19 protein-coding genes and 4 tRNA genes are annotated in these 22,802 nt (G+C 61.6%); 12 read left to right on the top strand and 11 right to left on the bottom strand.

The annotated features are described in order from the left end of the window. Nucleotides 1-143 precede the first annotated feature (143 nt). The 4 genes from argH to DBAC_RS01260 all read right to left on the bottom strand — a co-directional run bounded on the left by argH (nucleotide 144) and on the right by DBAC_RS01260 (nucleotide 4,483). On the bottom strand, nucleotides 144-1,544 hold the full coding sequence (gene argH, locus DBAC_RS01275) for an argininosuccinate lyase (protein ID WP_012805460.1): 1,401 nt from the start codon (nucleotides 1,542-1,544) through the stop codon (nucleotides 144-146). 3 nt (nucleotides 1,545-1,547) lie between these two features. Then, a complete protein-coding gene (locus DBAC_RS01270; RefSeq protein WP_012805459.1) occupies nucleotides 1,548-2,759 on the bottom strand; it encodes an argininosuccinate synthase in 1,212 nt (403 codons plus the stop codon). 35 nt (nucleotides 2,760-2,794) lie between these two features. After that, nucleotides 2,795-3,694 carry an ornithine carbamoyltransferase gene (gene argF / locus DBAC_RS01265; RefSeq protein ID WP_043810202.1) on the bottom strand — a complete coding sequence of 300 codons (900 nt, stop codon included), beginning with the start codon at nucleotides 3,692-3,694 and terminating at the stop codon, nucleotides 2,795-2,797. Between the two features lie 168 nt (nucleotides 3,695-3,862). Continuing rightward, complete coding sequence (locus DBAC_RS01260; protein WP_012805457.1) at nucleotides 3,863-4,483, bottom strand: hypothetical protein; 621 nt, start codon at nucleotides 4,481-4,483, stop codon at nucleotides 3,863-3,865. Nucleotides 4,484-4,558: 75 nt separating this feature from the next. Between DBAC_RS01260 and DBAC_RS01255 the strand changes: the two genes are divergently transcribed. Further along, on the top strand, nucleotides 4,559-6,226 hold the full coding sequence (locus DBAC_RS01255; protein WP_012805456.1) for a YcaO-like family protein: 1,668 nt from the start codon (nucleotides 4,559-4,561) through the stop codon (nucleotides 6,224-6,226). Here DBAC_RS01255 and ybeY read toward each other — a convergent pair. Together ybeY and DBAC_RS01245 are read right to left on the bottom strand one after the other, a co-directional pair. Next, nucleotides 6,201-6,641 carry an rRNA maturation RNase YbeY gene (gene ybeY, locus DBAC_RS01250; RefSeq protein ID WP_012805455.1) on the bottom strand — a complete coding sequence of 147 codons (441 nt, stop codon included), beginning with the start codon at nucleotides 6,639-6,641 and terminating at the stop codon, nucleotides 6,201-6,203. The two genes, DBAC_RS01255 and ybeY, sit on opposite strands and share 26 nt — an antisense overlap. Beyond that, on the bottom strand, nucleotides 6,641-7,675 hold the full coding sequence (locus DBAC_RS01245) for a PhoH family protein (protein ID WP_012805454.1): 1,035 nt from the start codon (nucleotides 7,673-7,675) through the stop codon (nucleotides 6,641-6,643). The genes ybeY and DBAC_RS01245 overlap by 1 nt, the downstream gene beginning before the upstream one ends. A gap of 258 nt (nucleotides 7,676-7,933) precedes the next feature. On the opposite strand from DBAC_RS01245, the gene DBAC_RS01240 reads away from it, so the two are divergent. Next, nucleotides 7,934-8,215, top strand: a complete 282-nt coding sequence (locus DBAC_RS01240) for a hypothetical protein (protein ID WP_012805453.1) — start codon at nucleotides 7,934-7,936, stop codon at nucleotides 8,213-8,215. Nucleotides 8,216-8,363: 148 nt separating this feature from the next. Here DBAC_RS01240 and moaA read toward each other — a convergent pair whose 3' ends face one another. From moaA to dksA, 3 genes are all read right to left on the bottom strand, one after another. Continuing rightward, nucleotides 8,364-9,356 carry a GTP 3',8-cyclase MoaA gene (gene moaA / locus DBAC_RS01235; protein WP_012805452.1) on the bottom strand — a complete coding sequence of 331 codons (993 nt, stop codon included), beginning with the start codon at nucleotides 9,354-9,356 and terminating at the stop codon, nucleotides 8,364-8,366. A 62-nt stretch (nucleotides 9,357-9,418) separates the two neighbouring features. Further along, nucleotides 9,419-10,915 carry an NFACT RNA binding domain-containing protein gene (locus DBAC_RS01230; protein ID WP_012805451.1) on the bottom strand — a complete coding sequence of 499 codons (1,497 nt, stop codon included), beginning with the start codon at nucleotides 10,913-10,915 and terminating at the stop codon, nucleotides 9,419-9,421. Nucleotides 10,916-10,987: 72 nt separating this feature from the next. Then, nucleotides 10,988-11,350, bottom strand: a complete 363-nt coding sequence (gene dksA, locus DBAC_RS01225) for an RNA polymerase-binding protein DksA (RefSeq protein WP_012805450.1) — start codon at nucleotides 11,348-11,350, stop codon at nucleotides 10,988-10,990. Nucleotides 11,351-12,630: 1,280 nt separating this feature from the next. Between dksA and DBAC_RS01215 the strand changes: the two genes are divergently transcribed. From DBAC_RS01215 to DBAC_RS01200, 4 genes are all read left to right on the top strand, one after another. Further along, nucleotides 12,631-12,705: transfer RNA gene (locus DBAC_RS01215), tRNA-Gly, on the top strand. A 7-nt stretch (nucleotides 12,706-12,712) separates the two neighbouring features. Then, nucleotides 12,713-12,787: transfer RNA gene (locus DBAC_RS01210), tRNA-Cys, on the top strand. Nucleotides 12,788-12,794: 7 nt separating this feature from the next. Then, a tRNA-Gly gene (locus DBAC_RS01205) sits at nucleotides 12,795-12,869 on the top strand. Nucleotides 12,870-12,973: 104 nt separating this feature from the next. Further along, a tRNA-Gly gene (locus DBAC_RS01200) sits at nucleotides 12,974-13,048 on the top strand. 123 nt (nucleotides 13,049-13,171) lie between these two features. Here DBAC_RS01200 and DBAC_RS01195 read toward each other — a convergent pair. Further along, nucleotides 13,172-14,662, bottom strand: a complete 1,491-nt coding sequence (locus DBAC_RS01195) for a helicase HerA-like domain-containing protein (RefSeq protein WP_012805448.1) — start codon at nucleotides 14,660-14,662, stop codon at nucleotides 13,172-13,174. A gap of 196 nt (nucleotides 14,663-14,858) precedes the next feature. On the opposite strand from DBAC_RS01195, the gene DBAC_RS01190 reads away from it, so the two are divergent. The 3 genes from DBAC_RS01190 to DBAC_RS01180 are packed head-to-tail and all read left to right on the top strand — an operon-like array spanning nucleotide 14,859 to nucleotide 18,563. Then, nucleotides 14,859-16,577: a YcaO-like family protein gene (locus DBAC_RS01190; RefSeq protein ID WP_012805447.1), complete on the top strand. Its 1,719-nt coding sequence runs from the start codon at nucleotides 14,859-14,861 to the stop codon at nucleotides 16,575-16,577. 14 nt (nucleotides 16,578-16,591) lie between these two features. Next, nucleotides 16,592-16,951 carry a molybdenum cofactor biosynthesis protein MoaE gene (locus tag DBAC_RS01185; protein ID WP_012805446.1) on the top strand — a complete coding sequence of 120 codons (360 nt, stop codon included), beginning with the start codon at nucleotides 16,592-16,594 and terminating at the stop codon, nucleotides 16,949-16,951. Between the two features lie 19 nt (nucleotides 16,952-16,970). After that, complete coding sequence (locus DBAC_RS01180) at nucleotides 16,971-18,563, top strand: OpgD/OpgG family glucan biosynthesis protein (RefSeq protein WP_012805445.1); 1,593 nt, start codon at nucleotides 16,971-16,973, stop codon at nucleotides 18,561-18,563. A gap of 96 nt (nucleotides 18,564-18,659) precedes the next feature. On the opposite strand, the gene DBAC_RS01175 is transcribed toward DBAC_RS01180, so the two are convergent. Beyond that, entirely contained in the window at nucleotides 18,660-19,490 is an 831-nt protein-coding gene (locus tag DBAC_RS01175; protein WP_012805444.1) for a glycosyltransferase family 2 protein, read from the bottom strand. Between DBAC_RS01175 and DBAC_RS01170 the strand changes: the two genes are divergently transcribed. The 3 genes from DBAC_RS01170 to DBAC_RS01160 are packed head-to-tail and all read left to right on the top strand — an operon-like array spanning nucleotide 19,489 to nucleotide 22,738. After that, nucleotides 19,489-20,589: a glycosyltransferase family 4 protein gene (locus DBAC_RS01170; protein ID WP_012805443.1), complete on the top strand. Its 1,101-nt coding sequence runs from the start codon at nucleotides 19,489-19,491 to the stop codon at nucleotides 20,587-20,589. The two genes, DBAC_RS01175 and DBAC_RS01170, sit on opposite strands and share 2 nt — an antisense overlap. Beyond that, the gene (locus tag DBAC_RS01165) at nucleotides 20,586-21,695 is read left to right on the top strand and encodes a glycosyltransferase family 4 protein (RefSeq protein WP_012805442.1); all 1,110 of its coding nucleotides are present in this window, start codon (nucleotides 20,586-20,588) and stop codon (nucleotides 21,693-21,695) included. Before DBAC_RS01170 ends, DBAC_RS01165 begins: the two co-directional genes overlap by 4 nt. After that, nucleotides 21,692-22,738, top strand: coding sequence for a glycosyltransferase family 9 protein (locus tag DBAC_RS01160; protein ID WP_012805441.1), 1,047 nt, complete (start codon nucleotides 21,692-21,694; stop codon nucleotides 22,736-22,738). The genes DBAC_RS01165 and DBAC_RS01160 overlap by 4 nt, the downstream gene beginning before the upstream one ends. The last annotated feature ends 64 nt before the right edge of the window (nucleotides 22,739-22,802 follow it).

The following is a 22,802-nucleotide window of genomic DNA, read 5'->3' as shown; positions in this document are numbered from 1 at the left end:
CGGGTCGGTCCCGCGCACAGGATGGTTCGCAAAAACCCGCTGAAAATGAAGAATCCCGCGTCGTGAGCACGACGCGGGATTCTTCGTTTGGGGATGATTCCTGCTGAAATGAAGACAGGCCCGATTTCAGTCGGGACAAGGCGCTACGATGTCGCATCCAGCCAGGATGACAAGTCCTCAATCTGGCTTTTGACGGAATCGGGTCCCGTTCCGCCGGGAACATGCCGTCTGGCCACCGCGTTATCGTAATCAAGGACCGCAAAGACATCCTCGCCGATATCTGCGGAAAAACGCTGCAACTGGGTGATATTCAAATCCTCGAGCCCGATCCCGTTTTGCTCCGCAAAGGCCACGGCGGCACCCGTGATATGGTGGGCCTGCCGGAAAGGCACGCCCTTGGCCGCCAAATAATCGGCAAGTTCGGTGGCGTTCAGGAAACCGGCCTTCAGGGCCAGACGCATGCGTTCGCGATTGAAACCGAGCTCCGAGAGCATCCCGGCCATGATGGACAGGGACGGCGCCACCGTGTCGTGCGTATCCAGGAAGGGCTCCTTGTCTTCCTGCATGTCCCGGTTATAAGCCATGGGCAGGCCCTTCATGAGGGTCAAAAGAGCCATGAGATCGCCGTAGACCCGGCCGGTCTTGCCGCGCATGAGCTCGGCCACGTCCGGATTCTTCTTCTGGGGCATGATGGACGAACCCGTGGAATAGGCGTCCGGCAGACGCACAAAGCCGAACTGCGGGTTGGCCCAGATGATGATCTCCTCGCACAGACGCGAGAGGTGCATCATGACGAGGCTCCCGCAGAACGTGGCCTCCAGCACGAAATCACGGTCCGAGACCGCGTCCATGCTGTTGGCGAACGTTCCGCCCAGACCAAGGCTCGAAGCGACCTGCCCCGGATCCAGGGGATGGGTGGTCCCGGCCAGGGCCGCAGCGCCCAAGGGAGAAATCCTGGTCCTGGCCAGAGCATCGCGAATCCGGTCGTGATCACGGCGAAACATCTGGGCGTAAGCCAGCAGATGCTGGGCCAGACTGACTGGCTGGGCGGGCTGAAAATGGGTGCACCCCGGCAGGAGCACATCATGATGCTCCTCGGCCCGCAGCGCGAGCACACCGATCAGGCCGCGCAGGTTCGCGGCCCACTCGTCCAGACAGGCGCCGACAAAAAGCCGGAAATCAAGAGCCACCTGATCGTTGCGCGAACGCCCCGTATGCAGCTTCTGACCCGGAGTGCCGACGATCTCGGTCAGGCGCTGCTCGATATTCATGTGCACGTCTTCGAGGTCCTGCCTCCAGACAAATGTCCCGTCCGCGATTTCACCCCGGATCTGTTCCAGACCCTGATGGATGGCGTCGCATTCGGACTGGCTGATGATGCCCTGCCTGGCCAGCATGGACGCATGCGCCCTGGACCCGTCGATGTCCTGGGCATGCAGGCGCGAATCAAAACCAACGGAACAGGTGTAGCGCTCGACCAAAGGAGCGGTATCGCCGGAAAAGCGGCCGCCCCACAATTTTTTTTCCTTCTGCGTCGAGCTCATGACCTAGCCCTTGATCTTGTTCAGAAAGGGCTGACGGGCCTGCAGGCGAAGGCCGTGCAGCTTGATGAATCCGGCAGCGTCGGCCTGATTGTAGACTTCATCTTTTTCAAAGGTGGCCAGATCCGGATTATAAAGCGAGTACGGAGACTTGCGTCCCAGCGGGTAGACCCCGCCCTTGTACAGTTTCAGGCGCACGGTGCCGGTCACGGTCTCCTGGGCCTTGTCCATGAAGGCCTGCAGGGCCTCGCGCTCGGGCGCGAACCAGTAGCCGTTGTAGACCATCTCGGCGTAACGCGGGATGAGGGTGTCGCGCAGGTGCAGAAGCTCGCGGTCCATGCACACCCCTTCAAGGTCGCGGTGGGCGCGCTGCAGGATGGCTCCGCCCGGAGTCTCGTAAACGCCGCGGGACTTCATGCCCACGAAGCGGTTCTCGACCATGTCCAGACGGCCGATGCCATGCCGACCGCCCAGTTCATTCAGCGCAGCGAGCATCTTGGCCGGGGAAAGGGCTTGGCCGTTAAGGGCCACAGGATTGCCCTTCTCGAAATCCAGAACGATGACCTCGGACTTATCCGGCGCGTCCTCGGGGTTGACGCTCATCTGATAGGTGCCGGGACCGGGCTCGGACCACGGATCTTCCAGTTCCCCGCCCTCGAAGCTCAGGTGCAGAAGATTGCGGTCGCAGGAATAGGGCTTTTCCTTGGTCACGGGCACGGAGATGCCGTTCTCTTCGCAAAAGGCGATCAGATCGGTGCGGGAATTGAGGTCCCATTCCCGCCACGGCGCGATGGTTTTGAGGTGCGGGGCCAGGGCCAGGGTGGAGAGTTCAAAGCGGACCTGGTCGTTACCCTTGCCCGTGGCGCCGTGGGCCACGGCCTGGGCGCCTTCGGCCACGGCGATCTCGACCATCCGCTTGGCAATGAGCGGCCGGGCGATGGAGGTGCCGAGCAAGTATCCCCCCTCATAGACCGCGTTGGCGCGAAACATGGGGAAAACATAATCGGAGACGAACTCTTCCTGCAGGTCCACGACGTAGGCCTTGGTCGCGCCGGTGGAGAGCGCCTTGTCCTCCAGACCGTCCAATTCCTCGCCCTGACCCAGGTCCGCGGTCATGGTGATGACTTCGCATTCGTAGGTTTTCTTGATCCATTTCAGGATGGCCGAGGTATCGAGGCCTCCAGAATATGCCAATACGACTTTTTCTATCTTGCTCATGAAAGTGCTCCGTTATGCAAAGCGGCGATGCCGCATTAGCTGTAAATCCATTCCAGAATGGCCTTCTGCATGTGCAGACGGTTTTCGGCCTGATCAAAAACAATGGACTGCGGCCCTTCAAACACGGCCTCGCTGATCTCCTCGCCCCGATGGGCGGGCAGGCAGTGCAGAACCTTGGCATTCGGGTCGGCCAGGGCGAGCAGTTCGTCATCGACCTGATACCCGGCGAACGCCTTCTCACGCCGCTTCTGCTCCGCTTCCTGACCCATGGAGGCCCAAACGTCGGTGTTGACGAAATGGGATCCGGCAATGGCGGCCTTGGGGTCGTCGGTGACAAAGACCTTGGCACCCATCTTCCAGGCACGCTCCAGCACGGCGGTGTTGGGGGCGTATCCCTCGGGGCTTGCAATGTTGAGCTGAAACCCGAAATAAACACTGGCGTTGATCCAGGAATGGGCCATGTTGTTTCCGTCCCCGATCCAGGAAATGACCAGGTCTTTGAGGTGCGTAGTCCGCTCGTAGATGGTGAGCATGTCGCTCATGATCTGACAGGGATGGTACATGTCCGTCAAAGCGTTGACCACCGGGATGCTGCCGTAGCGGGCCAGATCCTCGACATTTTTCTGGGCGAAGGTGCGCACGACCATGCCTTGCACGTAGCGCGACAGCACGCGGGCCGTGTCTTTCAGGGGTTCGCTACGACCCAGCTGGGAGTCGGCCGGAGTCATGAATATCGTGTCCCCGCCCAGATGGCGGATGCCCACCTCGAAAGAGACGCGCGTACGGGTGGAGGCCTTCTCGAAAATCATGGCCAGAGTCTTGCCGGCGAGCAGGTCGGAACGGTAGTCCCCGTCCTTCATTTCCTTGGCCCGCAGCACCAGATCCATGGCCTCGGTGGCCATCAGACTATTAATCGACAAAAAATGCTTCATGATATCACCCGATCATCCGGAAAGCCGGTTTATGTGTTACGCCATGTTCGCAAAAAAGATGATTCCTACAGAGCTTCTCCCCGGTTTGTAAAGAGCGCGGCAACCATCCGGAATAAAATAAAAAAGCCAGCACAAAAGCACTGGCGAAGATGAACGGGGCAGGAAGGGCGGCTACTCTTGGAAGGCGTGGCGGGCAAAACCCGCGGCCATGCTCTGGGACAAGGTCCGCATGACCGCATAGGTAGGATCTTCAGGCAAGCGCCTGGAGCTTCGAAACAGGGCGAAATCCTTGTCGGGAGCACTCTCCATGGTGGCGGCCTGGGCCGCGGACCAGATCAGCGTTCCATCGGGCACCCAGTGAATCTCCACAGTCACGCCGATGGAAGTGCGCCCCGTGCGCGCGCCCTCGAAATACTGGGACACGTTGCCGCTGACCAAAATATTGGCGCCCTTGGCCTGTGCCTGCGCCATGGCCTCTGCAAGGCCGGGCCACGGCCGGGAAGGATCGTATTCCATAACCTCGAAGACGCGGCGATTAAGCCAGGCAAGCCGAAATATGTCCGCCATCTCCCTGCCCACGTCCTTGCGCACGGCAATGTCCTGACGCAGGGCAAAGGGCAGAATCAAGGCTCTAAGGCCGCTTTCAGGCAGGGACTCAGGCGTCACCGCCTCGACCAGTTCGCTTAAAACGACCGGGGCGTCATCATGGTAACGGATTTCGCTCAGGCTCACATCCACCGGTGAATACGCGCAACCGCAACACAACAACACGAACAGCATGCAAAATTTCATGGCAGCATCTCCTTGGCAGGCGTTTTCAAGCAAGATAGATACCAAGCTCCACATCAACCGCTGCAGGAGAACACCGTGACAGTGACAGCCCCCGGCGCATCCGCCCCTTTCCGCTATCGACTGGCCCATCAGGAGAGTCTGCTCGGCGTGGCCTACTTCAGCCCTGAGCCTGCCGAATCCCTGACTCTGGAGCAATGCCTGGAACATGTCCGCCGCACGCCCAACGATGAGTTCATGCGCGCCCATGTCCGCCCCCGCTTGGCCGCCCTCGATGCGGACAGTCTGCACGCCCTGCATGCCGATGCCGACCCCGTCATCAAGAGCCTGATTCTCGAAGCCGTGCTCCTGACCCCGGCCCACTCGGCACTGTGGGAACGGATGCGGGGGCAGGCGCAGGCTGATCTGACTCCGCAGCTCTTTCTGGCCAGCGCGTCCCTGCCAGACCATGACCTTCACGCCCGCGCAAGCCGCCTGCTGGCCGCGAACATTTTCGAGCACAAGCCCCTGCCAGGCGACATTGCCGCCCTGCCTCTCAAACCGGCCCGGGAGCAGGTCGCACTTGACCCGGCCGGGATCAGGGCCGCCCTTGCGCCCTTGCCCCCTTGTCCCCGGCGACCGGCAAAGCAGACGTACGCGCTGGCCATGGAGAGGCTCTATGGCCTCGGCATCCTGGACGGCCAACAGATGCGCCATCACGCGTCCCTGGCTCCGTGGGGGGTGCTGCAGCGTTGGCGACTGGACCGCACCACGCGCTGCGGCAGCTTCAACCACCGCCTGGAAGGGCTCATGACCAGCTACGGCCGGGGGCTGTGCCTGGAAGATGCGCAGGCATCCCTGGCCATGGAGATCGTGGAACGCTACAGTTCCTTCGCCGACATCCGGGGCCGGCAAATCTCGGGCAGCCAGGATGAAGGCGAAATCCGGGTGGGCAGCTGCCGTGAACTGGGCGACATGGCCATGGACCCGAATAGCATGCGCCTTGAAGTACCCTACGCGCAGCAGCCCCTGCACTGGATGACCGCCCACGACAAAAACGGACAGGCACGGTTCGTTCCGGTCCAATCCGTATATCTGTTCACCAATCTGGATGAGATCCGCCTGTTCAGCGGGCTGGGTTCCACGGGCCTGGCCTCGGGGAATACCCCGGAAGAGGCCAAGGTCAGCGGGCTGCTTGAAGTCGTGGAACGCGATGCCGAGGCCGTCAGCGTGTTCGATCCTTCGCGCTGTTTTCGGGTACGGAGCGGTGACGCCGGCATGCACGCGGTACTGGAACGCTACCGCGAGCAGGGCATTGACCCTGTTTTTCAGGATCTGACCACGGACCTTGGCGTGCCATGCTATAAATGTTTCGTGCATCTGCAGGACGGGGGGCTGGTCAAGGCCACGGGCGCATCCCTGTCGGGCCTGCGGGCGGCGCTGTCGGCCCTGACCGAAACGCCTTTCCCTTTTCCCTGCACGGAAGCATCGGCTCCCGGTCCGGACGGTCTGCCCGTGCGCATGCTCGAAGACCTGCCCGACTCTTCCACGGGTTCGGCCGCAGGCGACCTGACCCTGCTCGAAGCGATCCTGGACGCACAGGGCCTTTCGCCTCTCTACGCCAACCTGACCAAACGCGAGCTGCGGCTGCCGGTCTTTCGCGCCATTGTGCCGGGCCTTGAGATTGTCTCGGACTTCGACCGCTTCACGCGCATCAGCCCTCGCCTGTGGAGGGATGTGCTCAGACTGAAGGGAACAGGCGCCTGAAGGATTCGTCAGCGTCAAGCCGGACCGAATCCACCGCGAGTTCGGTCAGCGCCTCCATCTCTGGGCCGTGATCGTGCCCCATGAGATGCAGCAGGCCGTGGGCCAGCAGGCGCACGGTGTATTCGTGGGGGTCCTGGTTGTAGAGCCGGCATTCCCGGACCAATGTCTCGGCGGACAGCACCAGGTCCCCGAGCCAGTCTTCGTCGCCGGGGAAGCTGAGCACGTTGGTCGGTCCCAGGCAGCCCATGTATTGGCCGTTCAACTCGGCCATTTCCCGGTCATCGACAATACGCAGGGAGAGCTGCCACTCATCAAGGCCAAAGGCCAGGGCCAGCCCTTCGAAAATCTCCATGAGCTCAGGCCCCGACAAAGGAAAACGCGGATCCACAGGCACGGTCTGGTCCAGGTGCAGCATCAGCCCTCCCGCGCCGGCGTGACCCGGCGGCCCTTGCCGCGCGCGGTCGGCCTGGATGCGTCGGCCTCGCGCGACAGGGTGGCCTTACGGTGCTGGTCATAGGCTCGGACAATGCGCCCCACCAGCGGATGGCGAATGACGTCCGCCTCGGTGAAATGAATCATGGCAACGCCCTGCACATCCTTCAGCACTTCCATGGCCTGCACCAGACCCGACCCGATATGCCCGGGCAGGTCGATCTGGGTGATGTCGCCGGTGACAACGGCCCGCGAACCATAGCCCAGGCGGGTCAGAAACATTTTCATCTGTTCGGGGGACGTGTTCTGGGCCTCGTCGAGAATGACAAAGGCGTTGTTCAGGGTGCGGCCGCGCATGAAGGCCAGGGGCGCGATCTCGATGGCTCCGGTGCCGATCATTTCCTGGACCTTGGTGTAGTCGAGCATGTCGTGCAGGGCGTCATAGAGCGGACGCAGGTACGGATTTATCTTCTCCACCAGATCGCCGGGCAGAAAGCCCAGTTTTTCGCCCGCTTCCACGGCCGGCCGGGTCAGGATCAGGCGCTTGACCTTTTTCTGCAGAAACAGGGACACGCCCACGGCCACGGCCAGATACGTCTTGCCTGTACCGGCCGGACCAATGCCCAGGGTCAGATCCAGTTCGCGCAGGGAGTGCAGGTACTCGCGCTGGGTCACGGTTTTGGGGCAGACCGTCTTGCGGGATGAGACCGCGAACAGCGCTTCCTGATAGTATGTTTTGAGCGGGGTGGACGGATCCCGCAGCATGATGCGCAGACTCTGCTCGATGTCGCGCTCGAAAAGCTGATGCCCGCCCCGCACCAGATCATAAATCTGGGCGAAATACCGGCAGACCAGACCGACCATGAGCGGGTCTTCGCCGGAAATGGAGAGTTCATTGCCCCGGCTCTCGATCCGCACGCCGGTCATCCCGGCCACGGTGTCCAGATGCGCGTTCCCGGGACCAAAGACTTCGCGGGTGAAGTCCATGTTTTCAAAAGATATTTCCTGAGTTTCCATGCGTTTTCAGGCTCCGGATGAATTGTTTGAAAATACGTACCCACCTCCAGCTCCATTTGCAAATCTCTCCGGACTCCCGTAGAAGCTGAACTTTGGCATCAAAGATTTTTCAGCAAACAAAGCATCGATTCCAGGCCCACCAGTGGCCGAAAAAATATGAGTACAAAGAGTAGAGAAGAAACCAGCCAGCTGCCGGCCGTCAGACAGGAAACGCAACTTGCTTTTCAAGAAGCAAAAAGCATGGTGAGGAAAGCTTTCGTGACCGCAATCAAGACCAATCTCGCATTCTTGGCCTGTTCGGGCATGTATGCCTACCGATCCGGACAGCGCTTCTGGGAGCAAAAAGGGAGTTCCTGGTGGGCCAAGTCCCGGGCCTTTTCCAAAACCGCCTACCTGGCCCTGCAGGAAGACGCCTTTGGATCCGACATCGTCATTGAAACCCTGGATATCGACCGCATTTTGGAGGAAGGAAAACCCACCCTCTCCATCGCGTCCACACCCGAAGCCGTGGACGAACTGGTCCACAAAAAAAAATCCTAGCCGGCAGCCCCATCACGGCGGTCCGCTTCGTCGCTGCAAAAAATCCAGCCCCCCGCCGGCCCCGCTATGCCTGGGGCCTGGATTTTCTTTGCTCCCCGCATCTCACCGTTTCGAGGCAGCCTGCACAGTCGTCATCTGCAACAGCCAGCTAGCCTCCGATGGCCGTCATGGCCCGATCGCAGACCTGATTGTGCTCGCGATCCTGGAGCAGGCGATAGCCCAAGGGCTTTTCCGCGTTGGCGCGGGCAAAGAGGTCGAGCAGGTCCTGCATGGTGTGGCCCGGATCGCGCAGAATGGACCGCACGTCGTATTCCCGGTCCGAAAAAAGGCAGGTGCGCAGCTTGCCGTCGGAGGTGACCCGGAAGCGGTTGCAGCTCTCGCAGAAATGATTGCTGACCGCCGAGATGACCCCGATCCTCCCGGACCCTCCGGAAATTCCGTACATCCGCGCCGGACCGCTGTTGCGGGACGCTTCAAGCACCTCCTCAAGAGGCACCAGTTTCTCCACCGCGGCGATGATCTCCTCGGCAGGCCAGTAATTTTCACGGCTCCAGCGCGACTGATAGCCGATGGGCATGAACTCGATGAAACGCACATCCACCCCGTTCTCACGGGCAAAATCCACGAATCCGGGCAGCTCGTCGTCGTTGATCCCCTTCAGGGCCACGACATTGACCTTGACCCGGAGCCCGCCCGCGAGACAGGCATCGATGCCCGCCCGGACCTGGTCATAGGCGTCGACCTTGGTGATTTCCTCGAATTTCTTGCGCTGCAGGGTATCAAGAGAAATATTCAGGCAGGAGACGCCGGCCTCGCGCAGTTCGTCGACGCGGCCCGAAAGCAGGGTTCCGTTGGTGGTGATGCGCAGATCCAGGTCGGGATACTTGGCATGCAGACGCCCCGTGAACGGAATGAAATCCTTGCGCGCGAAGGGTTCCCCTCCGGTCAGACGAACCTTCTCCACCCCGGCCTCTTTGGCCACATCCACCAGTTCGGCCATCTCCTCGAAAGACAGAATCTGTTCATGGGGCATGAACGTCCATTCGGACTGGGGCCTGCAATACAGACAACGCAGATTGCAGCGATCGGTGATGCTCAATCTCAGATAACTGACTTTTCTGCCGTGGGAATCGATCAACATGGGTATACCTCGCGCAAATGGTGTGGCTGCCACTAGTATGTCCGGCAGGACAGGATGTAAAGTCAGCGCTGCCCTTCAAGGCGAAGGCTTTCTTCCAGGGCGGGGTCGATGACCGGGCGCACCGTGCGCAAAACCTTGTCCACTCCGACCATCCCCAAAGCCGCGCCCTTGATGGGCCGCACATCCTTGACCAGGCACAGGAGCACCTCGCCCCGGTCCGCCATTTTCAGATGACTGGCAAGAGCCGCCAGCGCCGCCGCCTGCTGGATGGTCCGCTCGGGCACTTCCTGGGCCGGAAAGTCGCGTTTGACAATGACGTGCGCGCCGGGACCATCCTGGGCGTGCAGCCAGTAATCGAAGGGGCTGGCGGCCTGGGTCAGGAGCTGATGATTGGCCTGGGCGCTGCGGCCGCGAACGATGAGAAACCCGTCGGAGGAGCGATAGGCCTGAACCTTGATCTTGCGGTACTTGGCCGGGAGCACGACAGGCGCGGGCTCTTTTGCGCAGCGCCCAGGCAGGGACTCGGACGGCACCACGCCCTGACGGGCCGCGTCCAGCTCACGCTGGAGGGCCAGGACGCGGGCGGCGACAATGCCAAGCCCCCTCTCGCCCTTGGCCGCGCGTACAAAAAAACGTTCCATGTTTTCACGCACCGTCAAACCCGGATCAAGGCGAAGCTCCACTTCCTCGCCGTGCTCATCCGCAAGGCGCAGCACTGCCAGCCGGACATTCTTGTCCAGATGATGCAGATGGGCCTGCAGCATAAGTCCCTCGCGACGCTTTTCGATCATGCCCTGCAGACGTTTGTGATCATCCTGCACCCGCTCCAGAGCGCGGCGGATGCGACGGATATTGCGGGCCACGGCGCTGTCCGCACCGGCATGAACCCGCTCAAGGCCCGCCAGCGTCTGGCCGTGGGCCTTCTGCGCAGCCTCCAGGGCGCTGGAACAGGCGCCCCCGTCCTGCAAGGGCCAAAGCCTGACCTGGGGCCGCCCCTGATGATCGAAGCCATGATAAAAAGTGGAAACGGTCCCGGCCTTGAGATTCTCCAAAACGGACTTTGCCTCGCCCGGCGAAACCGAACGCAGATGATGACGCAAGGGCGGGGTCAGGTGAGGCAACGCTCTCCACAGGCCGTCCTCGCTTTTGATGCGTTCAAGGTCCGGCCAGACCGGCTCGCTTCCGAATTCGGGCGGCAACACGTCCGCCAGCTGCGGAGCCGCCGCCAAATCAAGGATGAGCCATTTGCCTTCGCCCGGCGACAGCTCCAGGGCCAGACGCCGCAGCGGCCAGTCCGAAACAAGGCCCAGGACGCGGCGACCCTTCAGACGCTTGCGCAGCCACATGGCGCGTCCTGACGGATTGGGCGGATTTTCGGGCTTGTGAGAGCAAAGATAGAGAAACGGCGTGGGCTTGGCGGTGCACAACACAAGGTATCCGGCCCGGCCAAGATCTATGGTCCAGGTCTCGGGGAGAGGCGTAAAGACTTTCTCCACGCGCATGCCGACGACGCGCTCGGCCAATTCCCTGGCCACAAAACAAAAAACACTGGCATCCATGAATCCACCCCGAAAAAAAAGCGCGTCCCGCAAACGGCACGCGCTTCAATGGACATTGAGCATCAGACGGGTCTAGTCGCCACGCAAGCGCTCTTCTTCTTCCCTGCGACTCTTGCATTCGATGCACAAGGTGGTCATCGGACGGGCTTTGAGGCGCGGAATTCCGATTTCTTCATCGCAATCTTCACAGACTCCGAAAGTACCGTCTTCGATACGGTCCAGGGCCTCGTTAATTTTCTTGATCAGTTTGCGGTCCCGATCGCGCAAGCGCAGAGTGAAAGTCCGATCGGATTCGGCGGATGCCCTGTCGGCGGGATCGGAATAATATTCCACGTGATCCGACATTTCTTCGATGGTCGCCTCACCCTGCCGCTGGATATCATCAATCATCTGAGTCAAATATTCTTTGAAGAACTCAAGGTCTTTGGCTTCCATGATACTTCCTCCTGCACGCCTGTTAACTTAGGGAGAGTGTTTCTATTCACTGAAAAGCAAAAAGTAAAGCCCTTGACCGGTTCGCCGAAATCCCCAACCTCTTCACGTCCTTAACCACATTTACGCATCTCCTCAAGCATGTCGAAGAAGTTCCGGCAAACCCTTGCCCGGACCCCGCCGATACGCGCAACCCCGCATAAAGAGATGCCTCCGGCGGGCAGGGGACGCGTCCCCTGCACCCCTGACATTTATCATTTCTAGCCCCACCCCGCACCGCCTCAAGCGTGTCGGCGGGGTCCCGCAGAAAAAGATGAAGAGACAACCACCCCGCCCTTCGGGCACCCCTCCTTGGCAGGAGGGGAGTTCTCGACAAAGGGCCAAACGCGCAGGCACCCCGCCCTGGCAGAATGGGGCTTGGAGCGACAGCTGGCGGAGCTTCATGCTTTGTGCGTTAGCGACCTATTTTTATGAAAAAAGCCTTTGAGAGACAGGGGATTCGCTCCCACAGTCTCATCTTTTCTATCACCCTTCCGCATCGCCTCAAGCCTGTCGGCGGGAGCCGGGCAAGGGGTGGCGGCTGTCTGACTGAGCCAGGCATCGTTTGCTTCCTGGCCGTTTGCCGTACGAAGCGCGGCAGAATGCCCAAACCTCAAGGCCGGGAAGCATTACGAGGCCAGCGAAGGAGTTCCGGCAGCCCTTGCCCGGATCCCGCCGACAGGCGTTGTGACGCAGAAAAAGACGAAGAGGCAACCACCCCGCCCTTCGGGCACCCCTCCTTGGCAGGAGGGGAGTTCTCGACAAAGGGCCAAACGCGCAGGCACCCCGCCCTGGCAAAATGGGGCTTGGAGCGACTGCTGGCGGAGCTGCATGCTTTGTGCGTTAGCGACCTATTTTTATGAAAAAAGCCTTTGAGAGACAGGGGATTCGCTCCCACAGTCTCATCTTTTCTATCACCCTTCCGCATCGCCTCAAGCCTGTCGGCGGGAGCCGGGCAAGAGGTGGCGGCTGTCTGACTGAGCCAGGCATCGTTTGCTTCCCGGCCGTTTGCCGTACGAAGCGCGGCAGAATGCCCAAACCTCAAGGCTGGGAAGCAGTACGAGGCCAGCGAAGGAGTTCCGGCAGCCCTTGCCCGGATCCCGCCGACAGGCGTTGTGACGCAGAAAAAGACGAAGAGGCAACCACCCCGCCCTCCCCCCAGCGAAACGCTTCCGGGAAGAAAAAAAAACCATTTTTTTAATTGACAGCCCGCACCGCCCTTTATAAACACGTTTCCTCGTTGAGCGGGAGTAACTCAGTGGTAGAGTGCAACCTTGCCAAGGTTGAAGTCGCGAGTTCAAATCTCGTTTCCCGCTCCACAACGAAGGCGGCATAGCCAAGTGGTAAGGCAGAGGTCTGCAAAACCTCCATTCTCCAGTTCAAATCTGGATGCCGCCTCCAAAGTCCTGCGGGAGTAACTCAGTGGTAGAGTGCAACCTTGCCAAGGTTGAAGTCGCGAGTTCAAATCTCGTTTCCCGCTCCAAAAAAAACAGGCCGGCCCGTCCGGCCTTTTTTTTATCCGCCTCGATGCGCAAAAAAATACTTGCCTCGTGGCGGCCTTCTGATTAGGACAGCCTCACTTCGAGCGCGGGAGTAACTCAGTGGTAGAGTGCAACCTTGCCAAGGTTGAAGTCGCGAGTTCAAATCTCGTTTCCCGCTCCAAAAAAAATTAAGGCCGGTTTGTCCGGCCTTTTTCTTTTTTCTCCGCAGCATACGTCCGCGCCCCAACGAATCCAAAACAGCCCCGATCCGTCAGGGCGCTACGCCCCCCTCTTCCTGCCGCTCTCAGCGCTTCTTCCCAAAAATCGAGCCCAGCACGCCGCGAAGAATCTCGCGCCCGAGCTGGGTCCCGATGGTCCGTACCGCGCTTTTGACCAACGCCTCGCCCACGCCCTGTCTGCGTCCCGACCCGGAAAACCAGCCCCCTTCCTTCTGCTCAGCCTTGGCCTTTGTCTCGGCCTCCCTGGCCTCCTCGGCCTGGAGCATGGACTGGCGCGCCCTGACCTGCAGCATCTCGAAAGCCGATTCCCGGTCCAGGGCCGCGTCGTAGCGCCCCTTTAAAGGAGAACGCGACGTGATGGCGACCCGCTCCTGCGCCGTGAGCGGACCAATGCGCGAATAGGGCGGCCGGATCAGAACGCGCTCGACCATGCACGGCCGGCCCTTTTCGTCCAGAGTGGAGACCAGGGCCTCGCCCGTGCCCAGGCTGACGATGGCCTCCCCGGTGTCGAAGGCGGGATTGGCCCGAAAGCTCTCGGCCACGGAACGCACGGCTTTTTGCTCTTTCGGCGTATAGGCGCGCAGAGCATGCTGGATCTTGAGCCCGAGCTGCCCCAGGATCTGATCCGGAACATCGGTCGGACTCTGGGTGACGAAATAGATGCCCACACCCTTGGAACGGATCAGACGGACCACCTGCTCGATCTTGTCCACCAAGGCCTTGGGCGCGTTATCGAAAAGCAGGTGGGCCTCGTCGAAGAAAAATACCATGACGGGTTTATCCGGGTTGCCGACCTCGGGCAGCTGCTCGAAAAGCTCGGCCAGGAGCCAGAGCAGAAAGGTGGCGTAGATTTTCGGCGAGCGGGCCATGAGGCGTGAAGCATCCAGAATGGAAATGACGCCGTTGCCCGAAAAATCGACGTGCATGAGATCGGCCAGGTTCACCGCTGGTTCACCAAAAAAAATGTCCCCGCCCTGCTCTTCGAGCACCAGAAGCTGACGCTGCAAGGCCCCCACGCTGGCGGCGCTGATGTTACCGTACGTTGCGCGCAGTTCGGCCGCGTTCTCGGCCATGAACTGCAGCATGGCCCGCAAATCCTTCAGGTCGAGGAGCAGCAGGCCCTGTTCGTCGGCAATACGGAAGCAGGCGTACAGAATTCCGCTTTGCGTCTCGTTCACGTCCAGGAGCGAGGACAGAAGCAAGGGGCCCATTTCGGAGATCGTGCTGCGCAGAGGGTGCCCGCTTTGGCCGAAGACGTCCCAGAACACAACGGGACAGCCCTGAAAGGAAAAACCTTCGGCAGGCATGGCGGCCAGACGTTCGTCGATCTTGGGATGCGGCGTGCCGGGAACGGCGATACCCGAAAGATCGCCCTTGATGTCCGCCGCGAAGACCGGAACTCCCATCCGCGCATAGCTCTCCGCCAGCACCTGCAAGGTAACGGTCTTGCCCGTGCCCGTGGCCCCCGTGACCAGACCGTGACGGTTGCCCATGCTCCCAAGCTGATACAACCCTTTTCCTTCGGCTCCTCCAATCAAAAAATCCGCTGCGCTCATGGCCCCTCCTTCAGGGTACACCGCCGTGTGATGACTCCGAACTCACATATCAAAGTGAGTTCGAAAAACAAAGGCCATTGACTTGCTCCAAAAGCCCCGCCACAACAACTCTCGGCAAGCCGTTCATCCCGCGCCGACAACGCCTCGCGCGGATGAGCTTTGGAAAAAACCCCAACCCGCCGCAATTCGGACCAATATGATCAAAATACACTCCTGCCCCAAGGGCTACGTCACGGATCTGGACAAGACCTGCACCCCAGAGGAAACAGTGGTCAAAGCGCGAGACGCCCTGGCGCACTCGGGCAAGCGCATCCTGGCCCAAACCCGGCGCATCGACACCGGACGACTTGGCATCCCGGTCTACATGTCCATCTGCGGCGAGGACGCCCTGGACATCATGCCCACCCGCAAACAGATGGGCAAAGGCGCTTCCGCCCCCCAGGCCGAAGCCTCGGCGCTGATGGAACTGGTGGAGCGCTTCAGCTATTTCTCCTTCTGGGACAACCCCGAAAACTTTCAGCCCCTGACCTGGTCACAGGCGCGGGAAGCGTTTGGCGACAGGCTGCTGCCCATTTCCTACATGATCCAGTCCGTGGCGGACACGGTCAGCGAAGATGACGCGGCGCGCATCCTTGACCTCTTGCCCTGGCGCTTCGCGCCGGTCACGGACATCGGCGCCGGACAGGAGTTCATGGCTCCGCTGGACTGGTTCAAGAAGCTCAACGAATTCAATGGTTCGTCCGCCGGAAATACCCTGGAGGAATCCATGCTGCAAGGCGGCTGCGAGCTGGTCGAGCGCCATGTCTGCGCCGTCGTCGACCGTACCCGGCAGGACACGCCCAGCATCGATCCCGCCTCCTTCAGCGATCCGGTGCTGATCGAACTGTACGAAAAATTCACGACCAAGGGACTTAAAGTCTGGCTCAAGGATTTTAGCCTCGGCCTGCCCGTGCCCACGGTGGCGGCCCTGGTCATGGACCCGGCCACTTTTCCGCACAAGAGCGAGATCGTGTTCACGGCGGGCACGGCTTCCTCTCCCGAAAAGGCGGCCATCCGCGCCCTGACCGAAATCGCCCAGCTCGGCGGGGATTTCGAGACGTGCAGCAATTACGAGGCCTCCGGCCTGCCCAAATTCATCCACCCTGACCAATGCGCATGGCTGACTCGCGGGGAGGTGGTCTCCATCCACTCCCTGCCGTCCAACACGGACGCGGACATCGCCACGGAACTTTTGAATTTTTGCGCGCGGCTCAAAGACCAGAGCTTTGCCTTTTTCTCCGTAGACACCACAGTCAAAGAACTGGACATCCCCGCCAACTACAATTTCGTCCCCGGATTTCTCTTCCGGGAACGCACGCCTATGGCGTCCCTGGGTCTTTTCGTCGGCCGCGTGCTGGCGGAGGACGTGGACCCGGAAGAGGCCCTGGCGGGGCTTGAGGTGCTGCAGGAGATCTACCCCGATGCCCATTACCTCCCGTTCTTCCGGGGTCTTGTGGCCTTGCGCCAGGGCGAGATCGATCAGGCCGCGTCCTGGTTCGCCCGGGCCGAACCCCTGCAGCCCGAAGCCGACGACCAGGGTCTGGCCGCCTTTTACCAGGCCTACGCCCTGTCCCAGCAGGGCCAGTGGGCCGAAACCATCCCTCACCTGGACCGCGCCGTTCAGCACTGCCCCGAGGTCAAGGAGTACTTCAACCTGCGCGGGGTGGCCTATTTCAAGCAGCAAGAGTATGCTGGCGCAGCGGCCAACTTCGAACTGGCCCTTGCTCTGGACAGCGGATCGGCCATGGATCTGGCCAATCTGGGTTTATGTCATAAATTCATGAACAATGCGGACAAGGCGCGGGAACTTCTCGGCGAGGCGCTGACTCTCGATCCGAGCCTGGAATTCGCCCGCACCCATCTCAGTGAACTGTAGCGAAGGAGAAAAACATGGATATCAGCAAAAAAATCGCGGAACTCAAAACCATCCCCGGTTTCAGGGAAAACGTGGGCATGGTCCTGGTGCATAACGGCGTGGTCCGGGCCTGGTCGCGCAAGGACAAGTCCAAGGTCGGACGGGTCAAGATCGAGGTCGATCAGGACAAGGTCGAGGCCATTCGCGCCGAATTCGAAGCCCGTCCCGGCATCTTCAAAGTCGTGGCCGAGGCCAAAAGCGGCGAATACGTGCCCGGCGACGACCTGCTGTTTTTGATCGTGGCCGGCGACATCCGCGAAAACGTAAAGCCTGCCTTGAGCGAACTGCTGGACCGCATCAAGTCCGAAGCGGTCAGCAAGCAGGAACTCGCCTGATAATGGAGCCCACCAGACAATGAAGCGTCAAACCCTGTTCACGCTGATCGTCCCGATCATTCTTGGCGCCTTCCTGGCCGCATCCGTGTCCGCCATGGCGGCCACGGATGCGCCAACGCCCACCGGCGGAACGGCCTTCGACTACGCCTGGCTCAAGGGCCGCGCCCGGGCCCTGGCCGCATCGCCCCATGTCAGCCATGAAGGCGAACTGCCAAAGGCATTGCAGAACCTGACCTGGGACAACTACATGCAGCTCTCCTTCGACTCGGAACATGCCTTGTGGCAGGATGAAAAGTCCCTGTTCCGAGCCGAGCTCTTCCATCTGGGGCTGTATTTCAGGACTCCCATCACCATTTACGAACTGCAGGACGGAAAGGTCAAAGAGATCGACTACACGCCTGACCTCTTCAAATACGGAAACTCCGGAATAAAAGGCAAGGATCTGCCCAAGGACCTCGGCTTCGCCGGATTCCGCTTCCGCTACCACACCGACTGGGCCCGTGATCTGGTGGCCTTTTTGGGCGCGAGCTACTTTCGCGCCGTGGGCGGAGAAATGCAGTACGGGCTTTCCGCCCGCGGACTGGCCGTGGACACGGCCCTGCCGCGCCCCGAAGAGTTCCCCCTCTTCACGCATTTCTGGCTGGAAAAACCCCGTCCCGGGAGCGACACCGCCACGGTCTACGCCCTGCTCGATTCGCCCAGCGTGACCGGGGCCTACCGCTTCGACATCCGCCCGGGGCAGACCCTGAGCATGAAGGTGGACGCGGCCCTCTACCCGCGCAAACCCATCGAACGCCTGGGCGTCGCGCCCCTGACCAGCATGTTTCTGAACGGCGAGAACGACCGCCGCATGGGCTACGACTGGCGGGCGGAAATCCACGACTCCGATGGGCTGGCCATCCACAACGGCAACGGCGAATGGATCTGGCGGCCGCTGGAAAACCCGCCGTTCCTGCGCTTCAACGCCTTCATGGACCAGAACCCGCGCGGTTTCGGCCTGTTCCAACGCGACCAGAACTTCGACCACTACCAGGACGACGGCGTGTTCTACGACAAACGCCCCAGCGTCTGGGTGGAACCCGTGGGCGACTGGGGCGCGGGCTCGGTGCAGCTGGTCGAGATTTCCCATGTCGACGAGACCTTCGACAACATCGTGGCCTTCTGGAACCCCGCCGCTCCGGTGGAAGCCGGGCAGGAAATGCTTTTCAGCTACAATCTGTACTGGGGCACCAATCCGCCCGCGCCCGGCAACCTGGCCCGAGTGGTCGACACCTTCACGGGCCTTGGCGGCGTGGTCGGCAAAAAGCGCGAATACTACAGCAAGCGCTTCGCCGTGGACTTCGCCGGCGGCGACCTGGCCATGATCGCCAAGGACGCGAAAATCACCCCGGTCCTGAGCACCTCGGCCGGACGCATCGAAATCACCTCGGTGCGGCCACAGCACGCCATAAACGGCTTCCGCTGCATGTTCGACGTGGTCCCGCCCGACGAAACCCAGAACCCCATCGACCTGCGTCTGCACCTTGAAGCCGACGGCCGCCGCATCAGCGAAACTTGGGTCTACCAGATGACGCCCCCGGCCATGACGGACCGTACGCTCTACAATCCCTGATTCGCGGGACGACACCGTAAAAACAATGTAAAAAAGGGCTTTGGCGCACGCCGAAGCCCTTTTTTTACGTCCACGCCCTCCCGGCCATCCATCCGCTCAAAGGCCGCGCAAAGCCCCCGCTGCCAACTCCCGCACCCGCACCGCCTCCTCGTCCTTGCCGTGCTTGATGCAGCCCTGGGCATAGAGCCGCACCCTTTCCCGCAGGGCCGCCGCGACCATCGCCCGCTGCTCGCCATCAAGCGCCATGCTCCGCAAGAGGTCGATCATGGCGTAGACACGGTACAGATCAAGGCCGATGATGCGACGCGAAAGCTGATCCGCGTGGCCGCCGGTCTTGACGACCAGAGACTCGGGCACCAGGCCCACGGGATAGCGCGCGCCGACCCGCAGCCACAGGCTGTAGTCCTCGCAGGCGGGCAGGCTCTCGTCGAAAGGCCCCAGTTCGTCCCACAGGGAGCGGGTGAACATGACGCAGGACGGACTGATCAGGCACAAGTCCAGGGAGCGGTCCAGAAACCACCCGGCGGGCTTGGCGTGCTTGAAGCGGGGGTTGACCCGAACACAGTTCCTGATCCAGATTTCATCCGTCTGGCAGATCGCAAAGCCGCTCTCGGCCATGAAACGGACCTGTTTTTCGAGCTTGTCCGGCATCCAGTGATCATCGGAATCCAGGAGCGCGATGAGCCGACCCCTGCTGGCCGCGATGCCCCGGTTACGGGCGGAGCTTACCCCTTTATTTTCCTGGTGCATTCCCGTAAGCCGGGGATCGTCGAATTCGGCCAGCACCCGAGGCGTAGCATCGGTGGAGCCGTCATCGACGACGATAAGCTCAAAATCGGCCCAGGTCTGCCCCAGCACGGAGGCAATGGCCCGGCCCAGAACGTCCGCCCGGTTGTGGGTGGGAATAATCACGGAAACGCATGTCATGAGAAGCATCCAGGTCGTCAATGTCCGCTGGTTCAACGCCACAGCCTGGTACGGGATGTACCTGAGCCGCCTCCTGCTCGAGAACGGCCATGACGTGCTGGTCCTGGGACTGCCGGACACCCTCTCCGCCCGCAAGGGGCAGGAGTGGGGACTACCCATGCAGCTTCTCGACCTGAACACGGCCACGCCCTGGGGCATAGCCGCGCTGTACGGCAAACTCAAGGGGCTGGTGCGCGAATTCAAACCCGACGTGGTCAACTGCCACCGGGGCGAAAGCTACCTCTTGTGGGGCCTGCTCAAAAAGGAACTGGGAAGCTTCAGGCTGGTCCGCACCCGTGGCGACCAGCGCCTGCCCAAGGCGAACCTCGTCAACCGCTGGCTGCACAATGAGGTCAGCGACGCGGTCATCACCACCAATTCGCCCATGACCCGCCATTTCCAGAATGTCTTCAAGGTGCCGCAAGGCAAACTGCACCAGATCCTCGGCGGAGTGGACACGGACGCCTTCCACCCCGACCCGGCCGCCCGCGACCGCATCAGGGCGGAACTGGGCTACGGGGGCAATGACTTCGTGGTCGGCCTGCTGGGCCGCTTCGACCGGGTCAAGGGCCAGCACGAGCTGATCCGGGCCGTGGCCAAGCTGCATGGACAGGGCATAACGAACATCCGCCTGCTGCTGCTCGGTTTCGACTCGGCCACGCCGGAAGCGACGGTGCGCGGCTGGATCAAAGAGCAGGGCATCGAGTCCATCACCGCCATCACGGGCAAGCGCCCGGACATCTCCGCCTGCCTGAACGCCCTGGACCTGGGCGTGGTCGCCTCGCTGTGGTCCGAGACCATCGCCAGAGCGGCCCTTGAAATCATGGCCACCGGCGTGCCGCTGATCGGCACCGGCGTGGGCGTCATGCCCGACCTGCTGGAACCGGAGGCCCTGTTCGGGGCCGGAGACGTGGACGCCTTGGCCGAGCGCATCCGCCAGGTGATGGAGCGCCCGGAACTGGCCGACTCCCTGCGCCGGGAACAGCACAGGCGCATGAGCGATCTTTCCGGCCACGATTTTCTGGCCAAAACCCTGGCCGTTTACGAGGGCGTCCTGTGAAGCGCGTGGCCCTCATGCTCCCCAAGCTCAGCCGCTACGGCGGGGCCGAGCAGTTCGGATACCGCCTGGCCGAATACCTGGCCACGCACTGCGACCGTGAATTCGAGGTGACCTTCATCTGCGCCAAACAGGACGGCCCCGCCCCCAAAGGCGTCAAGGTGATCCGGGTCGGGCGTCCCATTCCGGGCAAGCTCGGCAAGGTGCTCTGGTTCGCGCTGGCTGCGGAAGTCGCCCGGCGCAGGGGGAAATTCGACGTCAGCGTGGGACTTGGCAACACCGTCTTCCAGGACATCGCGCGGCTCTCCGGCGGGCCGACAGGCCTTTTCTGGGACTACTCCATCCGCGCCTACGCGCCGGGCCGGGAACGCACCGTGAAATCCCTGGCCAGACGTCTTTCCCCGGGCAAGCAGCTTGGCCGGCTCGTCGAAGGGCTCTGCGTGCGCAGCACCCCCGTGCTGGTCGCCAACTCCGAGTTCGTGCGCGACCTGACCGTCAAGGCCCACCCCCGGCTCAAGCCCGAAAACATCCGGCTCATCTACAACAAGCCGGATCTGACCCGATTTTCTCCGGGCGATCCAGCCGCCAAAGTGGAACTGCGCGAGCGCTTCGGCCTTCCGGAAACCGCTGACCTCATCATCACGGCGGGCACCAATTTTCGCCTGAAAGGCATTCATGTCCTGATCCGGAGCCTGGCCCAGCTGCCGCCGTCCTTCCATCTGGCCGTGGCCGGAGGGCGGGGCAGCCGGGAGCTGCTCGACCTGGCCGAGAGTCTCGGCGTCCAGGAGCGCGTCCATTTTCTGGGCCGGGTGGACGACATGCCCGCCCTGTATCAGGCCGGGGACATCTTCGTGCTGAACACCTTTTACGACGCCTGCGCCAACGCCGTGCTCGAAGCCCTGGCCTGCGGATTGCCGACAATTTCCACGTCCAGCAACGGCAGTTCCGTCTTCCTGCGCCCCGAGGCGGTCATAAACGACCCTACCGACGCACAGGCCCTGGCAGGCCGCATCCGCTCCCTGATCCACCAAGGCCGCACCGCGCGAAAGGATTATGCGCCCTTGAGCGGCCTGGAACCTTACGCCGACCTCATCCGGGAATTTTCATGACCGATCTTGCCACGTTCAAGCCCAAACGCATCCTTGTCTGCCAACTGCGCCAGATCGGGGACGTGCTGCTGACCACGCCGTCCATCCGCCTCCTGCATGAGCGCTACCCGGATGCGGCCATCGACGTCTTCACCGAAAAGAAATGCACCCCGGTGCTTGAAAACAATCCGCATGTGCGGAAAATCTGGGCGCTGAACAAAAAAGAGCTGCCCAACTTTTGGGCCGAACTGAAATTCTATGCCCGCATTGCCCGCGAAAACTACGATCTGATCGTGGATTTCCAGCAGCTGCCGCGCTGCCGCTTCGTGACCCTCATGAGCCGCGCCCAGGTTCGGCTGTCCTACCCGCCGCCCTGGTACAACCGTCTGCTCTACACCCACTGGTCCAAACCCGTGCATGGCTACTCCGGCAGCTACCGGGCCAGCATCCTGGCCCCGCTCGGCATCGCCTGGCAGGGCCAGGCCCCGGAAATCTTCCTGACCGCCGACGAAACGGCCTGGGCCACGGAGTATCTGGCCGGATTCGGGCTCGCCCCGGGGCAGTACATCACCCTGGACCCGACCCACCGCCGCTCCACCCGCCTCTGGCCGGCCCGTCATTACGGAGCCATGATCGGGCAGGTTCATGCCACGCGGCCCGATCTGCGTTTCCTCATCCTCTACGGGCCGGGCGAGGCGGACATGGCCCGCGAAGTGCTTGCGCATTGCCCCGCCCCCGAGGCCTGCGTCTTTCCGGACACGGTCATCGGCCTGCGCCAGATGGCGGCGGTGCAATCGCTGGCCCGACTGCATATCGGCAACTGTTCCGGCCCGCGTCATTTCGCCGTGGCCGTGAACACGCCCACGCTGACCATCCTGGGCGCGACAAGCTCCGGCTGGCGCTTTCCGTCCGAGCAGCACCAGGACATCTTCGAAGACCTGCCCTGTCGCCCCTGCAACCAGAACACCTGCGCGCGAAAAGATCACGCCTGCCTGGAGAATCTTCCTGCGCAGCGGGTCGCGGACCGGGTGCTGGAAATTTTAAGCGCCCAGTCCACCGCATAGGGGACGTCTGAATCATCGGCATTGCCTGCGCACCATCCAGGCCTTATGAAGAAGGCTGCATCAG

The organism is Desulfomicrobium baculatum DSM 4028, from assembly GCF_000023225.1.
Classification (GTDB): domain Bacteria; phylum Desulfobacterota; class Desulfovibrionia; order Desulfovibrionales; family Desulfomicrobiaceae; genus Desulfomicrobium; species Desulfomicrobium baculatum.
This window is presented reverse-complemented; position numbering and strand designations above follow the sequence as displayed.

What these genes read in the sequence shown, in the direction of transcription:
- DBAC_RS01270 (WP_012805459.1), bottom strand. Translation starts at nt 2,759, where the DNA reads ATGAGCAAGATAGAAAAAGTCGTATTGGCATATTCTGGAGGCCTCGAT.
- dksA (WP_012805450.1), bottom strand. Translation starts at nt 11,350, where the DNA reads ATGGAAGCCAAAGACCTTGAGTTCTTCAAAGAATATTTGACTCAGATG.
- DBAC_RS01260 (WP_012805457.1), bottom strand. Translation starts at nt 4,483, where the DNA reads ATGAAATTTTGCATGCTGTTCGTGTTGTTGTGTTGCGGTTGCGCGTAT.
- DBAC_RS01160 (WP_012805441.1), top strand. Translation starts at nt 21,692, where the DNA reads ATGACCGATCTTGCCACGTTCAAGCCCAAACGCATCCTTGTCTGCCAA.
- moaA (WP_012805452.1), bottom strand. Translation starts at nt 9,356, where the DNA reads ATGTTGATCGATTCCCACGGCAGAAAAGTCAGTTATCTGAGATTGAGC.
- DBAC_RS01190 (WP_012805447.1), top strand. Translation starts at nt 14,859, where the DNA reads ATGATCAAAATACACTCCTGCCCCAAGGGCTACGTCACGGATCTGGAC.
- argH (WP_012805460.1), bottom strand. Translation starts at nt 1,544, where the DNA reads ATGAGCTCGACGCAGAAGGAAAAAAAATTGTGGGGCGGCCGCTTTTCC.
- ybeY (WP_012805455.1), bottom strand. Translation starts at nt 6,641, where the DNA reads ATGCTGCACCTGGACCAGACCGTGCCTGTGGATCCGCGTTTTCCTTTG.
- DBAC_RS01175 (WP_012805444.1), bottom strand. Translation starts at nt 19,490, where the DNA reads ATGACATGCGTTTCCGTGATTATTCCCACCCACAACCGGGCGGACGTT.
- DBAC_RS01170 (WP_012805443.1), top strand. Translation starts at nt 19,489, where the DNA reads ATGAGAAGCATCCAGGTCGTCAATGTCCGCTGGTTCAACGCCACAGCC.
- DBAC_RS01195 (WP_012805448.1), bottom strand. Translation starts at nt 14,662, where the DNA reads ATGAGCGCAGCGGATTTTTTGATTGGAGGAGCCGAAGGAAAAGGGTTG.
- DBAC_RS01230 (WP_012805451.1), bottom strand. Translation starts at nt 10,915, where the DNA reads ATGGATGCCAGTGTTTTTTGTTTTGTGGCCAGGGAATTGGCCGAGCGC.
- DBAC_RS01185 (WP_012805446.1), top strand. Translation starts at nt 16,592, where the DNA reads ATGGATATCAGCAAAAAAATCGCGGAACTCAAAACCATCCCCGGTTTC.
- DBAC_RS01180 (WP_012805445.1), top strand. Translation starts at nt 16,971, where the DNA reads ATGAAGCGTCAAACCCTGTTCACGCTGATCGTCCCGATCATTCTTGGC.
- DBAC_RS01245 (WP_012805454.1), bottom strand. Translation starts at nt 7,675, where the DNA reads ATGGAAACTCAGGAAATATCTTTTGAAAACATGGACTTCACCCGCGAA.